The 13313-nt window shown below is 46.8% G+C and carries 14 protein-coding genes and 1 riboswitch; of the genes, 7 read left to right on the top strand and 7 right to left on the bottom strand.

Annotated features, from left to right (window positions below):
* Window positions 1-41 precede the first annotated feature (41 nt).
* Window positions 42-761 (top strand): hypothetical protein, encoded by a 720-nt coding sequence (locus tag EXIG_RS15210; RefSeq protein WP_012371851.1) that lies wholly within the window; start codon window positions 42-44, stop codon window positions 759-761.
* 143 nt (window positions 762-904) lie between these two features.
* Here the strand turns inward: EXIG_RS15210 and EXIG_RS15205 are convergent, their stop codons facing one another.
* Window positions 905-1327 (bottom strand): MarR family winged helix-turn-helix transcriptional regulator, encoded by a 423-nt coding sequence (locus tag EXIG_RS15205; protein ID WP_041261769.1) that lies wholly within the window; start codon window positions 1325-1327, stop codon window positions 905-907.
* A gap of 199 nt (window positions 1328-1526) precedes the next feature.
* Between EXIG_RS15205 and EXIG_RS15200 the strand changes: the two genes are divergently transcribed.
* Complete coding sequence (locus tag EXIG_RS15200) at window positions 1527-1982, top strand: CBS domain-containing protein (RefSeq protein WP_012371849.1); 456 nt, start codon at window positions 1527-1529, stop codon at window positions 1980-1982.
* Window positions 1983-1997: 15 nt separating this feature from the next.
* Window positions 1998-3236 (top strand): MFS transporter, encoded by a 1239-nt coding sequence (locus EXIG_RS15195; RefSeq protein WP_012371848.1) that lies wholly within the window; start codon window positions 1998-2000, stop codon window positions 3234-3236.
* Window positions 3237-3306: 70 nt separating this feature from the next.
* On the opposite strand, the gene EXIG_RS15190 is transcribed toward EXIG_RS15195, so the two are convergent.
* Complete coding sequence (locus EXIG_RS15190; RefSeq protein WP_012371847.1) at window positions 3307-3729, bottom strand: DUF1801 domain-containing protein; 423 nt, start codon at window positions 3727-3729, stop codon at window positions 3307-3309.
* 95 nt (window positions 3730-3824) lie between these two features.
* On the opposite strand from EXIG_RS15190, the gene EXIG_RS15185 reads away from it, so the two are divergent.
* On the top strand, window positions 3825-4181 hold the full coding sequence (locus EXIG_RS15185) for a hypothetical protein (protein WP_012371846.1): 357 nt from the start codon (window positions 3825-3827) through the stop codon (window positions 4179-4181).
* A gap of 38 nt (window positions 4182-4219) precedes the next feature.
* On the opposite strand, the gene EXIG_RS15180 is transcribed toward EXIG_RS15185, so the two are convergent.
* Window positions 4220-5377 (bottom strand): ArgE/DapE family deacylase, encoded by a 1158-nt coding sequence (locus EXIG_RS15180; protein WP_012371845.1) that lies wholly within the window; start codon window positions 5375-5377, stop codon window positions 4220-4222.
* 170 nt (window positions 5378-5547) lie between these two features.
* Window positions 5548-6369 carry an SDR family oxidoreductase gene (locus EXIG_RS15175; RefSeq protein ID WP_012371844.1) on the bottom strand — a complete coding sequence of 274 codons (822 nt, stop codon included), beginning with the start codon at window positions 6367-6369 and terminating at the stop codon, window positions 5548-5550.
* A 146-nt stretch (window positions 6370-6515) separates the two neighbouring features.
* On the opposite strand from EXIG_RS15175, the gene EXIG_RS15170 reads away from it, so the two are divergent.
* Complete coding sequence (locus tag EXIG_RS15170) at window positions 6516-7388, top strand: hypothetical protein (RefSeq protein WP_012371843.1); 873 nt, start codon at window positions 6516-6518, stop codon at window positions 7386-7388.
* An 83-nt stretch (window positions 7389-7471) separates the two neighbouring features.
* Window positions 7472-9337, top strand: a complete 1866-nt coding sequence (gene htpG, locus EXIG_RS15165) for a molecular chaperone HtpG (protein ID WP_012371842.1) — start codon at window positions 7472-7474, stop codon at window positions 9335-9337.
* Window positions 9338-9417: 80 nt separating this feature from the next.
* On the opposite strand, the gene EXIG_RS15160 is transcribed toward htpG, so the two are convergent.
* The 3 genes from EXIG_RS15160 to EXIG_RS15150 all read right to left on the bottom strand — a co-directional run bounded on the left by EXIG_RS15160 (window position 9418) and on the right by EXIG_RS15150 (window position 12571).
* Window positions 9418-11001 (bottom strand): Na+/H+ antiporter NhaC family protein, encoded by a 1584-nt coding sequence (locus EXIG_RS15160; protein WP_012371841.1) that lies wholly within the window; start codon window positions 10999-11001, stop codon window positions 9418-9420.
* Between the two features lie 105 nt (window positions 11002-11106).
* Window positions 11107-11282: riboswitch (Lysine riboswitch) on the bottom strand.
* A 67-nt stretch (window positions 11283-11349) separates the two neighbouring features.
* Window positions 11350-12090: a uracil-DNA glycosylase family protein gene (locus EXIG_RS15155; RefSeq protein WP_012371840.1), complete on the bottom strand. Its 741-nt coding sequence runs from the start codon at window positions 12088-12090 to the stop codon at window positions 11350-11352.
* Between the two features lie 148 nt (window positions 12091-12238).
* Window positions 12239-12571, bottom strand: a complete 333-nt coding sequence (locus EXIG_RS15150; RefSeq protein WP_012371839.1) for a heme oxygenase — start codon at window positions 12569-12571, stop codon at window positions 12239-12241.
* A gap of 84 nt (window positions 12572-12655) precedes the next feature.
* Here EXIG_RS15150 and EXIG_RS15145 point away from each other — a divergent pair, with 84 nt between their 5' ends.
* Window positions 12656-13288: a methyltransferase gene (locus EXIG_RS15145; RefSeq protein ID WP_012371838.1), complete on the top strand. Its 633-nt coding sequence runs from the start codon at window positions 12656-12658 to the stop codon at window positions 13286-13288.
* The last annotated feature ends 25 nt before the right edge of the window (window positions 13289-13313 follow it).

Genomic DNA, 13313 nt, shown 5'->3' with positions numbered 1-13313 from the left:
TAGCTAGAATGTCTAGACTGGTAAAGTGAGGGGAAGAAAAAGTGAATCAGCGAGTTAAACAAATTGAAAAACTGTTACAAGGTGTCGCGCCTCATAGAGTTGACACACGAAATGTATTTTATCGACCGTTTACACCACGACCCAAAAGTGAAAGGAACTTTGATATTTATTTAATGGGTATCAATCCTGCAACACCAATCTCAGTTCAACAATATCCATTGGATTGTTATATGGAGGCCTTAAGTTGTCCTGAGAAATATATAGAAATGTATTCATATGTCAGGAGTAAGGGAGGAAATCCTTCAAGAACACGTTTAGGAATTACGAGTTTTTCCGAAGAACTTCGTAATAGGAGCGGGTTGAATGTTTTAGAAACAAACGTTATTCCATATCCGACGCGTAACTTAAAAGAATTAAAGTATTACGAGCGAAAATTTCCACAAGTCATTCAACAAGCCGAATCGTTATTTTATGAATTACTACTGATTGATCGCCCTAAAGTACTTATTGTTTATAGTAAAGCGAGTCTTCTGTACTTGTTGAATATTTTGCTGGGGAAAAATATTGTAATTTCTAATTCTGAGCTCAGTGCTCTTAAGAAAAAATCCATTCGCTTATTAGAAAAAGAAAGCACTATAAAATTTGTATATCCAACTGGAGAAGAAGCGGAGATATTTAGTTGCCGACACCTTATGTACTACGGTTATCATGGAAATAGTTTTATTAATTTTAAATCGAGAATATTTAAATCCTTACTTTAATTAAGATTGGAGTTCTATTAGGCAGAAATCTTAAAAGACGGATATTAAATAGTTCGCATTTTAAAATTTGTATCACAAAAGATAGAGAGAAGGATCTTAGCGTCCCTCTCTCTATCTTTTTTATAGGTATGATGATCAGAAACTCACCGTTCCCGTAATGCCTGATTAAACTGTTTTAGCAGTCGGCCAAATGACTCGGTATCCTCATCCGGCCAGTTGGTTAACAACCGTTCGATGCTCGTCAGACGGGCTGTCCGGTAAATCTCGAGCTCCTGTTGACCGTAATCGGTGATGTTGTAAAAGAAGGCACGGCCGTCTGTCGGGTCTTTTATTTTTTCGACTAATTTTTTCTGATCGAGCGCAGCAGCTTGCCGGCTGACGGTCGAGACATCAAGTTGTAACTCACGGGCAAGGGTTTTGACACCGACTTGGCCAGAATGTAATAACTGGCGCAAAAGCAGGTAGGAAGCACGGTCCAAGTTCCGATTATCCGCCGTTGCCGTCGTTAAACGGCGAATGAGAATCGCCAGTTCCAGTTCGATTGTTTCCAGGGATTTATTCGACATGTTGTCACCTCTCATTAGCATTCATTGCCCTCATCATTACGCACGAGCTGTCCTCTGTCAATCAAAGGCAGGCTTCTTGACAAGGTTATAGTTGTATTATACAATCATAAATATTATTTAATTGTATCGTGAAACTTATTGTTATGAACTTATTTTAATTACATCTTTTAATTACAGCATCTGATGAAGGAGAATTCCGATGAAAGCTTATCAATCGATGAAAGAAACAGTCATTACCGTCAACGAACAGGATACGATCCGCACGGTGGTTGAACGTTTTATCACGTCCGGTATCAGTGGGGTTCCGGTCGTCAACGGAGAGCAGGAAGTCGTCGGCTATATCAGCGACGGCGATATCATGCGGGCCATCGGCAAACATAAAGACATCATTGTCGATACGTTTTTGTACGTCGATGTCATCAAAGGTGATGACGAAAATTACGAAGAACGGGTCCGTCACATCTTGACGCGACCGGTCATGGAGATGGCACGCCGGAAAGTCGTGACGGCTACGACAGAAACGGAAATGGAAGAAATTGCGGCGACACTCGGCGCAAAACGAATTAAAAAATTACCGATTCTCAAAGACGGAAAGCTCGTCGGAATCATCAGTCGCGGTGACGTCATCCGTCACTCCTTTAAACAGTTTATTTAAGAAAGAAGGATTTATATGACTCTTGCTGAAAAAACAACAACACTTGCGCCTGAAACAGTCTTAGCGGAAAGTAAACACGGTTTGCTGCATCAACCGATTGCTGTTTGGGCCGTATTTTTTGCCAGTATCACGGCATTCATGGGAATGGGGCTCGTCAATCCGGTTTTACCGACGATTGCTGAAAACCTCGAAGCTTCCAAAAGTGAAGTCACACTCTTATTTACAAGCTATAACGCCGTCATGGCGTTTGCGATGCTGATCACCGGTGCGATTTCTTCGCGGATCGGTCAAAAAGGAACACTGATGCTCGGGATTGCCGTCATCGCTACGGTTGCCGGTTTTGCATCACAAGCCGACAGCATCTGGACACTCGTCGCGTTACGCGGTGGTTGGGGACTCGGGAATGCACTGTTCGTTGCAACAGCACTTGCAGCAATCGTCTCGCTGTCATCCGGCGGAACGGCGAAAGCAATCATCTTATATGAAGCAGCAGTCGGTCTCGGGATTTCAATCGGTCCACTGCTCGGCGGAACACTCGGTTCAATCACATGGCGCGCACCTTTCATGGGTGTTGCGACGATCATGGTCATCGCGTTCCTCGTCTTGTTATTCCTGATGCCGAAACCGGTCGCAACCGCAACACCGGCGAAAAAGATTTCGTTGATTGCGCCGTTCCAGGCCATGAAACACCGGTCTTTACTGACGCTCGGAATCGTCGCCGCCTTATATAACGTCGGATTCTTCACGATCATGGCCTATGCACCGTTCGTCATGAAATTACCGGCAAAAGGACTCGGTTTCGTCTTCCTCGGTTGGGGAATGTTGCTTGCGTTGACATCCGTGTTAACAGCACCAAAATTAAAACAATGGCTCGGCACAATTAAAGCAATGGTACTGATGCTTCTCCTGTTTGCTGTCTTGTTATTGTTAATGGGGATCTTTACGGAAACACCAGCTGTCGTCATCGTCTGTGTCATTCTTGCCGGGGCAGTTCTCGGGAATAACAACACCTTGATTACGACAGCCGTCATGGATGCAGCACCGGTCGAACGTTCGACAGCATCCGCTGCATACAGTTTCTTACGTTTTCTCGGGGCAGCCATCGCGCCATTCATGGCCGGTAAATTGGCTGAAATCTACAATGCTAACTTGCCGTTTTATGTCGGCAGTGCGTTCGTCTTACTGTCTGTCGTCATCATCGGGGTTAATCTCAAACATATTCGTCATATCGACACAGCAGATAGCGGGCATTAAATTGAAACAGTAAACGAAACGTCCTTTCTTTCGCCAAATCAGCGGAAGCAGGGACGTTTTTTTGGGGAGCTTAGTATTTCGGATAGGTTGTTTCGAGAAAAGCGACCGAATGGACAATCAGTTCTCTTAAGACAAGCAGGTCGACATCTGCTAATTTAGTGATAGAGATGCAGCTTTTACCGCTCGTGTGTTTGCCGAGGCGCGCGAGGTACTGGTCCCGCTCAATACCAGTCGCAAGATAAAGGCTGATATTCGTCTTGCGCGGCGAAAACCCGACGAGAAACGATTCGCCTTCGTGACCGGACGCATAATGGTAATGGTAATGTCCGCATCCGACGATGTTTTCTCCCCACATGACGGCCGGTTGCCCCGTCATTTCTTCGAAAATCTGGCGTAACTGTTCGCAGTCCGTTCGTTTCGTGACAGGTGTAATCTGACTTAAAAAGGCATCAACACTCTGATCTGTTGGCAACGTCTTTTGTGATGTACTCATCGGAAGTCTCCTTTCGTAAGAGGACAAACTATACCGGATTCGATATAAAACCATTCCCTGTCTGGCAGGCATTCATTCAAAAAGAGGTGATTTCGTTGAAACATATTATCCCGTTTACAGGATATAACGAAACGTTGGCGTGGCACATCGTCGAAGTCGACCCGGCACGCGCTGCGCTGAAAATCGACGTCTGGTATCAAGCGGAAAAAGTACATCAGATGACGGTAAGCTTTCCGGAGTATGACCGGTTTGCCCATGAATTTCTTAAGGTACATGGACAGTTTCCGGGAATCGTCTCGTTCGAAAAAGGAGACTTTACCTTGGAGCTGATATACGACCGTCTGGGGCACGTCCGGATTAAATGGAGTCTTGCCGGTGAAGGGGCACACGTTCTGGCGTCTGATCAAAGTTATGTCGGACAGGCCCTGGCTTCGATCGGCGTTTATATGTAGAAATCCTCCATCTGTCCGGGAACAGATGGAGGATTTTTTCAGGAATAGGAGTGGAGCGCAAGACGCATACACAACTCAATCGTTTCCGCATATTCCGACAGGGGAATCGACTCATCAATTTGATGCGCCAGCCGGAAATCGTGGAACGAAGCGACCGCAATCGGGAAGTTCCGGGCCGCCGGGCTGAACATGGCACCGTCTGTCCCACCCGGAATCGCGACGCGTTTTGTCGGCTGCTGCCGGATGAATTCCATCGTATCCGCGACAATCTGTAAGAACGGATCATCACGTTCCGTTTCGCAGGACGGAATGTCTTTAATGACTGTCACCTTCATCGAGAAAGTATCGTCCTGTTGACGCAGACGTTGGTTGACTTCTTCCAGTGCCTGTAAGACCTGCTCCCGTCCGAATCCCGGAATCGTCCGGATGTCCATATAAAACGCAGCCCGGCTCGGAATGACGTTCGGACCTTCACCGCCTGTGATTGACGTGATGGAAGCGACGACCGGACCAAGATCCGGGTGACGTTGATCGGTCATCGTAAACCGGTCGGATTTGATTTCGCGGATGACACGATACAAATCATCGATGGCGTTTTTACCAAGCTGTGGTGAAGAGCTGTGTGCACTTTTTCCGACGCAGGATATTTCGACGCCGACGACCCCTTTTTGTGAATAGCCGAGAAAACCGCTTGTCGGTTCCGTAATCAACAGAGCGTCTAAATCATCGGCGTCACCACGTGCCGTTAAATGACGGGCTCCGGTCATCCCGTTTTCTTCATCCGATGTAATCAGTAATTTCAGACGGTTCGGTAAGTCATCACGTTGATTCAATTCGATCATTGTACTGACCATCGCCATCACACCGGACTTCATGTCAGAAGCACCGCGTCCGTAGATCCGTCCGTCCTCGATTGCACCGCCGAACGGATCTTTTGTCCATTCACTGATTTTGACCGGTACCGTATCGAGGTGACCGGAGAAGCCGATTGTTTTCGGATGAACGGCCGCAGCACCGGCCTCGATTGTGGCGACAAGACAAATCCGTTTCGGAGAGACTTCAATCCAGTCTGTCTTGATACCGTGAGAGGTCAGCAACTCATAGATATAGGTTGCGACGTTCTCTTCCCCGTCGAGTGGATTGGTACTTGGAATTTGTAAACAGCGTTGCAAATAAGTAATCGGTTCTGTAAGCATAATTTCTCCTCCTTTATGGTCCTGTTCCCGTTTCCAGGCAGTTGCGTGAGGTGAACGAATACCCAAAATATTTAAAAGAACTGAATTTCTTAAACTTCAATCGTTTGAAAATGAACAAAAAAACACGATTCCTGAATCAGGAACCGTGCTGAACAGAAAACCGAAGCCGTTTATTCAGCCTCTGTTTTCCATTTGTCGTCGATTAACATTTCGCCCGGCCATGTGTATGCCATGATTCCGCCGTCGGCTGTGATGTCTTCGCCGGTGACGTAAGAGCTGTCATCTGACGCCAGGAACAGGGCGACCGTCGCCATCTCACGCGGTTTTCCGAGCCGGCCGAGCGGTGTGATCCAGGCGTTGGCGTCGCGGAACTGTTTGCCTTGTTCTTCTTCTTTTCCGCCAACAAGTGTATCGATGAGCGGTGTTTCAATCGTCCCCGGTGAAAGCGAATTGACGCGGATACCGTCGCGGGCATAATCAATCGCCATCGCCCGTGTAAAGTTGGCAATGCCGCCTTTCGCGGCATTGTAGCCGGAACGGTTCAAGTCGGCTGCACGTCCCGACATCGATGACGTATTGATGATTGATCCGCCGTTCTTCAGCATCAATGGAATGACGAATTTACTCGTTAAGAACGTTCCGCGTAAATCGACGGCGATGATTTGATCAAACAGTTCGATCGGATATTCATGCACCTTCCCGCCCTGTTGATCAATCCCGGCATTGTTGAACAGAACATCAACCGTTCCATATGTAGATTGTAAATGGTCTGCGAGTTGCTTCACGCTGTCTACTTGTGAGACATCGACATGAACAGCCTCTGCTTTCCCGCCGGCTTCTTTAATTTTTTCAACCGTTACTTGTGCTTTTTCAAGCTCGACGTCCGCGCAGACGACTGTCGCTCCCTGCTCGGCAAAGACAAGTGCCGTTGCCTGCCCGATTCCTGTCGCTGAGCCGGTAATGACGGCCACTTTGTTTTCAAGTCGTTTCATCAAAAATCTCCTCCTAAAAAATAATATCCGATGGTGTAGCTTACCTTACGAATCATTCCCTGCATCAATCGGGCTAAACCCATCGAACTGTCTAACGTTTTTAAGGAACGGGAACAACTCAAACAAGAAAGCGCAACACGAAAGGAATGAGAACGCTGACATCAGAACAACGGAAAGCAGCAAAAAAACTCTTAACCGAAGCCGTTCAGCATCAGATCGAGTTGAAGAATGGACGGATGAAAGAGGAACTGATTGAGGGAACGACGCCGGTCTTATGGTTTGGTGATGCGGCGAAAAAAAGCTGGCTGACGGTCGCGACGAATCCGTCCGCCGGACAGTTTTTAACCAAAGACGGTACTTTGCGTTTTGATTCGACCGGACCGTTCTTTTTACTGGAGCCGGACATGTCTTTAGAGACATATCTGACTGACGACAATCTGGAACAAAGCATCAGTAAGTTTAATGACTACTTTAAACAAAAAGATGTCTACAAAACCTGGTTCGGGAAGGAGCAGGGTGGAAAACTGGAAGGATTCTTAAACGGACTGGGGGCGTCGCTGTACGATTCCTCTCTCCAGTCTGTCATCCATACCGATTTTTTCCCGCTTCCGACGAAACGGTACATGGGGACGATTTCGATGCGGCAGGAACTGGAGCAAACCGTTTTTGGACAAACCTTTTTCATGAAACTACTGCCGTTGTTTTCTCTGCACGGCATCATTTTACTCGGTCGGGAACATACGGACCGGTTTCAGAAACTGGATTCAAGTACCGTCTGGGAAGATCCCGTTCCTTTACCCGATTATCCGGATGCCGTCGTTGAATTCGGGTATTCGGTTGGACTTGATTTGCCTGTCATCGGACTTCATTTTAAACCGGGCGAACAATTCCTTGGTCTCGGTAGCCGTGTCGATGAAAATGGGCGGAGTCATGGGTCGTACGGCTCGGCGAACGGGCTGCGGGAGATCGGACAACATGTCCGCGAAAAACTCGAGGCATTCTATGAGGCAGAGGATTGACAGTCGTTTTCGTATCCGTAATAATGGAAATGAATTAGCACTCTTGTTGATAGAGTGCTAAAAACAAACAGGAGGTATCGAAAATGGAAACGAAACAATTTAAAGCCGAATCGAAACGATTGCTCGAAATGATGATTCATTCCATCTACACGCATAAGGAAATTTTTTTACGTGAGTTGATTTCGAATGCCAGTGACGCCATGGATAAGATTTATTATAAAGCGTTGACGGACGAGACGATCACGTTCGACAAGGATGCCTATAAAATTACGATTGAACCGAATAAAGAAACACGTCAGCTGATTTTGCGCGATACGGGAATCGGGATGACAAAAGACGAGCTCGAAGAAAACCTCGGAACGATTGCCAAAAGCGGATCGCTCGCTTTTAAAGCGGAAAATGAGTCAAAAGACGGCCATGACATCATCGGGCAGTTCGGTGTCGGTTTTTATTCCGCCTTTATGGTCGCAGATACGGTGACGGTCGTGACGAAACCGTTCGGCAGTGACGTCGCCTACAAGTGGGAGTCGCATGGTGTCGACGGCTATACGATTGAAGAGGTCGAAAAAGAGATGGTCGGAACCGACATCACCCTTCACATCAAAGCAAACGAAGAGGACGAGAACTACGATGAATACTTAGAACCGTACCGTCTCCGGAGCATCATCAAGAAATACTCCGACTTCATCCGCTATCCGATTGAGATGGAGGAGACGGAACAGCGTCCGGTCGAAGGATCGGATGAAACAGAGTCAGTGACAGTCATGAAGACGGTCAACAGTATGGTCCCGATCTGGCGCAAGAACAAACGGGAGCTGACGGATGAAGATTACCGCAACTTCTACCAGGAAAAACGCTACGGATTTGACGCACCGATTAAACACATTCATATCAGTGCCGACGGAGCCGTCCGTTATCAGTCCATTTTATTTATTCCGGAGCAACCGTCATTTGATTATTATTCGAAAGAGTTCGAGAAAGGACTCGAACTGTATGCGAACGGCGTCTTGATCATGGAAAAATGCAGCGATCTCTTACCGGATCACTTCAGCTTCGTCAAAGGAATGGTCGATTCGGAAGACTTATCGCTCAATATTTCGCGTGAAATGTTGCAACACGACCGGCAGTTGAAATTGATTGCGAAGAACATCCAAAGCAAAATCAAGACACAACTCGAAGCGTTGCTGCGTGATGACCGTGAAAAATACGAGACGTTTTATCAAGCGTTCGGTCGTCAGCTGAAGTTTGGTATCTACAACGACTACGGCATGCAAAAAGATACGGTGAAAGATCTTGTTCTGTTCCATTCAGCGAAGGAGAAAAAGCTGGTGACGCTCGCTGAATACGTCGCCGCGATGCCGGAAGAACAGAAGTATATCTATTACGCATCGGGCGAAAGCACGGACCGGTTGGATAAACTGCCGCAATCCGAGCTTGTCAAAGACAAAGGATTTGATATCCTGTACTTCACGGAAGAAATCGATGAGTTTGCGATTCAAATGCTCCTCAACTATGACGGAAAAGAATTTAAGTCCGTCACGAGCAGTGATCTCGGAATCGAACAGACAGAGCAGGCAGAAACGACAGAGACACAAGCCGAGATGTTTAAAGCGATGCAGGAAGTACTCGCGGGGCATGTTAAAGAAGTCAAAGCCTCGACCCGCTTAAAGTCGCATCCGGTCTGCTTTGCGACGGATGGGGCGGTATCGATCGAAATGGAAAAAATCCTGAAGGCGATGCCGAATAATCAGGATGTCGCAGCGGTCAAAATCCTGGAGTTGAACACGTCGCATGATGTCTTCCGGGCGATTGAGACAGCGTATGCGGAAGACCGTCCGAAATTTGAACGGTACACGAAGCTGATGTATCAACAGGCGTTGTTGATGGAAGGATTACCGATTGAAGATCCGGTTGCCTTTGCAAATGAAGTCTGCGCCTTGATGATCTGACATAAGAAGATCGTATAAAGAAAGCCGGACCCGATGAATTCATCAGGTCCGGCTTTTTTGGATGGCTTGTTTACTTCGTCTTACTCCGAGCGAAGTTGCGACGGCACTTCACCGCGGCGTGACAGAACATTCAACATGACGAGGAAAATCACGAAGGCGACGAGTGCACCGAGGAAGCCGAATACGGATGAACCGGTGACACCAAGAATGAGGTAACCGACAGCGGATACTGCTGCGCCGATCAACGCATACGGTAGCTGTGTCGTGACATGGTCAATATGATGTGAACCGGCACCGGTCGAGCTGAGAATCGTCGTATCGGAAATCGGTGAACAGTGGTCACCGAAAACGGATCCGGCAAGAACAGCTGCAAGTGTCGGTAACAATAGACTTGGATCAACTGCCATGATCAAATCGGCTCCGATCGGTAACATGATCCCGAACGTTCCCCAGCTCGTTCCGGTGGAGAACGCCATGACACTGGCAATCAAGAACAATAAGAACGGCAGGTAAGAAGCAGGAATCGATTTGCTGACGAAACTGGCTAAATAATCCCCGGTTTTCATATCGCCGATAACTGCGATGATCGTCCAGGCAAATAACAGAATGACGACAGCGGGCCACATCGATTTTAGCCCTGCCCAGATGCTGATACGGTAATCGCGTGCCGGAATTTTTCGACCGATCAGCATCAGGAACGCAACGATTAAACTGATGACGACACCGGAAACAAGAGAACGTGTCACGTCCGTCGCTTCAAAAGCGCCAATCAATGTAAAGGGACGGTCGTCAGCCGCAAGTGCCTGAGCACCTGTCCAAAGGAGTGCTGTGACAGTCGCGATGACTAGGACGATAATCGGAACAACCAGGTCGCGGACTTTCCCGCCATCGTGCTCCTTGACTTCTTCCGCCATTCCCATCGGTGTCCCTTTGTTGGAATCAAACAATTCGCCTTGTAAAGCCCGCAACTCGTGCGTCCGCATCGGTCCGACAGCAATTCCCGTATAGGCAATGTAGAGCGTCAGTAACAAAGCAAAGATAGCATAAAAGTTCAATGGCACAATCATCATGAAGGCACTGAACGCCGAGTAATCCGTAATCGAATGCGTCGTTAAAATACCGGCAATGATTGAGATGATGAAGGCACCCCAACTTGACAACGGACTGATGACACAGACCGGTGCAGCGGTCGAGTCGATGATATACGCCAGCTTCGCACGTGAGACGCCACGACGGTCCGTTAACGGACGACTGACGTTTCCGACAGCAAGACTGTTGAAGTAATCATCGATGAAAATCAAAATCCCTAACCCGAAAGCAGCGAGTCTTGCACCACGTGCCGTCTTGACATGCGTCGTCGCCCATTCACCGAAGGCATGGGCACCGCCGGATGTTTGAATCAGTGTCGATAAGACACCGAGTAATAGTAAGAAAACAAGTAATAAGACATTCCATTCATTTAACGCACCGTCTGCCCAAAACAGGCTGAAGATGTTTTTCCCGAGATAAACTGCAGTATCCAAGGGATTGAAGCTGTGAAGCAGCAAGGCACCAATCAAAATCCCGACACCGAGTGAGATGACGACTTTGCGTGTAACGATCGCTAAAACGATGGCGACAAGTGCTGGTACGAGTGCGACGATAGAATCTGAATAATTGACCATGGTTGTGGTTTCTCCTCCTTTTTTAGAAGATGAGACCCGTTGCACAGAAAAAAGCAAGGGCACCGGCAACAAAGCCGACACCCTTGCTGGATGCGTCTTTCTTAGCCGAATTGGAGTGCTCCATACAATACGCGTATGGCAATCGAACGGGTCTTTCCCGGTTCGACCAGCATCGTCATGTCTGACACATGACGATGCTTCGGCGGTCTCACCTTTCTTCGATCGTCTTTGTTGTCATCCTCAGACCAAATACTAATCAAGACCGCGCCTCTACCTCATCGATAAAATAGTCATATTCTTTTCATAATAAAATTTTATCGCATTCCAAAAAAAAATTAAGGATGTTTGTTAGGTATTGAAATAAGAATTCAATTGCTTCATCAAATAGTCTTTATTTTCTTCAAACTGTCGCTTCCGATGTCCGTTTGCTCCGGAAGGATGGGGGAAACCGAACAAAACAGTATGTTTTTTGATTCGTCCCTGATGAAGCAATGTCCGGACCGTCGATTCGACGACGCGTCCGAACGGGACCAAAATGACAGGGTCGGGTAACTGATTTAATTCCGCCGCAAAATGCTCATAAGCGTAATGTTGCAACAGCGGTGTCCGGTCAATTTTTGGTTGATGTCCCGTATAGTTTTTATCCCGGTAAAAAACAGGATGTCTCAGAATTGAAGTGGTGTGCAACAGTTCCTGATTTGTATGAAATAACGTGGCGGTTGAAGCAATATTCAGCAGACGATGTAGTTCAAGTTCATCTAACATCGCTGTCAAATTACGCCGCATGGGACCGGCGAAACTGGCACTGTATTTGACGAGTTTTGATGTTTCTTCGATTGTGGCACCATGGTGGAAGGCATCAGCCGCTTCTTCATAAGCAAGCCGCATCTGTTCAAATCCTGGTGTGATACCAATGAAGACTATTTTGGCAGAGCGATTGATATATTCTCCGATCGGTGAATAGTAAACGGATAATTCCTGCTCCTGTTGTAATAGGAAACCGTCTATGAACAAGTCCTGGCGCGTCAAGGATCGATCAATCGGTAAGGCCCGGATGGCCTGTTCAAAAATCGATAATGAATTCAGCATGATAAGTCCTCTCTCTTTCTGTATTGGACCTATGATAACAAATAATGGTATTATATACAATTTCAACCCATATCAATATAGTAAGGGGTCTCTTAAGGTTTAAAAAAACCTTGCGACCAAATTGGAGGCAAGGCTGTTCTAAAATGAGTTATGAAGAAGTGCGTTCTTTGACAGAAGCTACTTCATACGTGATGATTTCACTGCCGAGCATCGGTGATTCCTCTTGTTTACCGTCTTTTTGTTCCGGACGTTTGTGAGAAGCTTTAAAGTCATCGCTGTTGCGCCAAGCTTCAAAATGCTTCATGTCTTCCCAGTACATGTTGACGTTCATTTCATCATGTTCGTCGAGTCCTTGCGTCAAGAGAACCTCGACACGGACAAACCCCTCCATCGTATCAAGACCACTTGGACGAGTGAAACGTGGTGCGAGTGCTGCTGCCATTCCTTTTTTGACTTTAATCCGATTCGTAACGACGATCATTGGATAGTCCCCCTTTAGAATGAAATGCGTACATCCATAGTATAGTACGATGAAACCAACAATGCTTGAAAGAAGGAATCAAATATGAATGAAAAAGAGTACGAAGAACGGTTACGCATCGAGACGATTGATATTCAGCACCTTTACAATGCGTTCAGCCATTACAACCGGTATGAACCGACACCTTATGCGGCGCTAGAGGAATTGTGTGCTGTCTATCCATTCGATTATACGGATACGGTAATTGATTTTGGATGCGGAAAAGGCCGGTTGAACTTTTATCTGCATGACCGGTTTGATTGTTCCGTCATCGGTGTTGAGATGAACGGACAATTTTATGAAGATGCCCTTATGAATCAAGTCACCTACATGAAAAAGATGAAGAGACGGCGGGGAAGTATCCGTTTTGAACATACGTATGCGGAAGCCTATCCGATTCCAGATGATGTCACGAAATGTTACTTTTTTAATCCGTTTTCCGTCCAGATCTTTATGAAGGTCGTTGATCAAATCTTAGCATCCGTTGAACGGCATCCGCGTCCGGTGGATTTGATTCTCTATTACCCGGCAGACGAATACCGATATTATTTAGAGAATCAAACGATTTTTGAACAGGTGGAAGAAGTCCGTCTGAAAGAACTTTTTGAAAAAAATCATGACGAACGATTCGTGATTTATCGGGTGAATCTGTCCCAAGAAGTACCAAAACGGGTATAAGGTACTAACGGCAAGCACCCCAAAA

The organism is Exiguobacterium artemiae 255-15 (genome assembly GCF_000019905.1).
GTDB lineage: Bacteria > Bacillota > Bacilli > Exiguobacteriales > Exiguobacteriaceae > Exiguobacterium_A > Exiguobacterium_A artemiae.
This window is presented reverse-complemented; position numbering and strand designations above follow the sequence as displayed.

What these genes read in the sequence shown, in the direction of transcription:
- EXIG_RS15205 (WP_041261769.1), bottom strand. Translation starts at nt 1,327, where the DNA reads ATGTCGAATAAATCCCTGGAAACAATCGAACTGGAACTGGCGATTCTC.
- EXIG_RS15200 (WP_012371849.1), top strand. Translation starts at nt 1,527, where the DNA reads ATGAAAGCTTATCAATCGATGAAAGAAACAGTCATTACCGTCAACGAA.
- EXIG_RS15195 (WP_012371848.1), top strand. Translation starts at nt 1,998, where the DNA reads ATGACTCTTGCTGAAAAAACAACAACACTTGCGCCTGAAACAGTCTTA.
- EXIG_RS15190 (WP_012371847.1), bottom strand. Translation starts at nt 3,729, where the DNA reads ATGAGTACATCACAAAAGACGTTGCCAACAGATCAGAGTGTTGATGCC.
- EXIG_RS15180 (WP_012371845.1), bottom strand. Translation starts at nt 5,377, where the DNA reads ATGCTTACAGAACCGATTACTTATTTGCAACGCTGTTTACAAATTCCA.
- EXIG_RS15175 (WP_012371844.1), bottom strand. Translation starts at nt 6,369, where the DNA reads ATGAAACGACTTGAAAACAAAGTGGCCGTCATTACCGGCTCAGCGACA.
- EXIG_RS15170 (WP_012371843.1), top strand. Translation starts at nt 6,516, where the DNA reads ATGAGAACGCTGACATCAGAACAACGGAAAGCAGCAAAAAAACTCTTA.
- htpG (WP_012371842.1), top strand. Translation starts at nt 7,472, where the DNA reads ATGGAAACGAAACAATTTAAAGCCGAATCGAAACGATTGCTCGAAATG.
- EXIG_RS15160 (WP_012371841.1), bottom strand. Translation starts at nt 11,001, where the DNA reads ATGGTCAATTATTCAGATTCTATCGTCGCACTCGTACCAGCACTTGTC.
- EXIG_RS15155 (WP_012371840.1), bottom strand. Translation starts at nt 12,090, where the DNA reads ATGCTGAATTCATTATCGATTTTTGAACAGGCCATCCGGGCCTTACCG.
- EXIG_RS15150 (WP_012371839.1), bottom strand. Translation starts at nt 12,571, where the DNA reads ATGATCGTCGTTACGAATCGGATTAAAGTCAAAAAAGGAATGGCAGCA.
- EXIG_RS15145 (WP_012371838.1), top strand. Translation starts at nt 12,656, where the DNA reads ATGAATGAAAAAGAGTACGAAGAACGGTTACGCATCGAGACGATTGAT.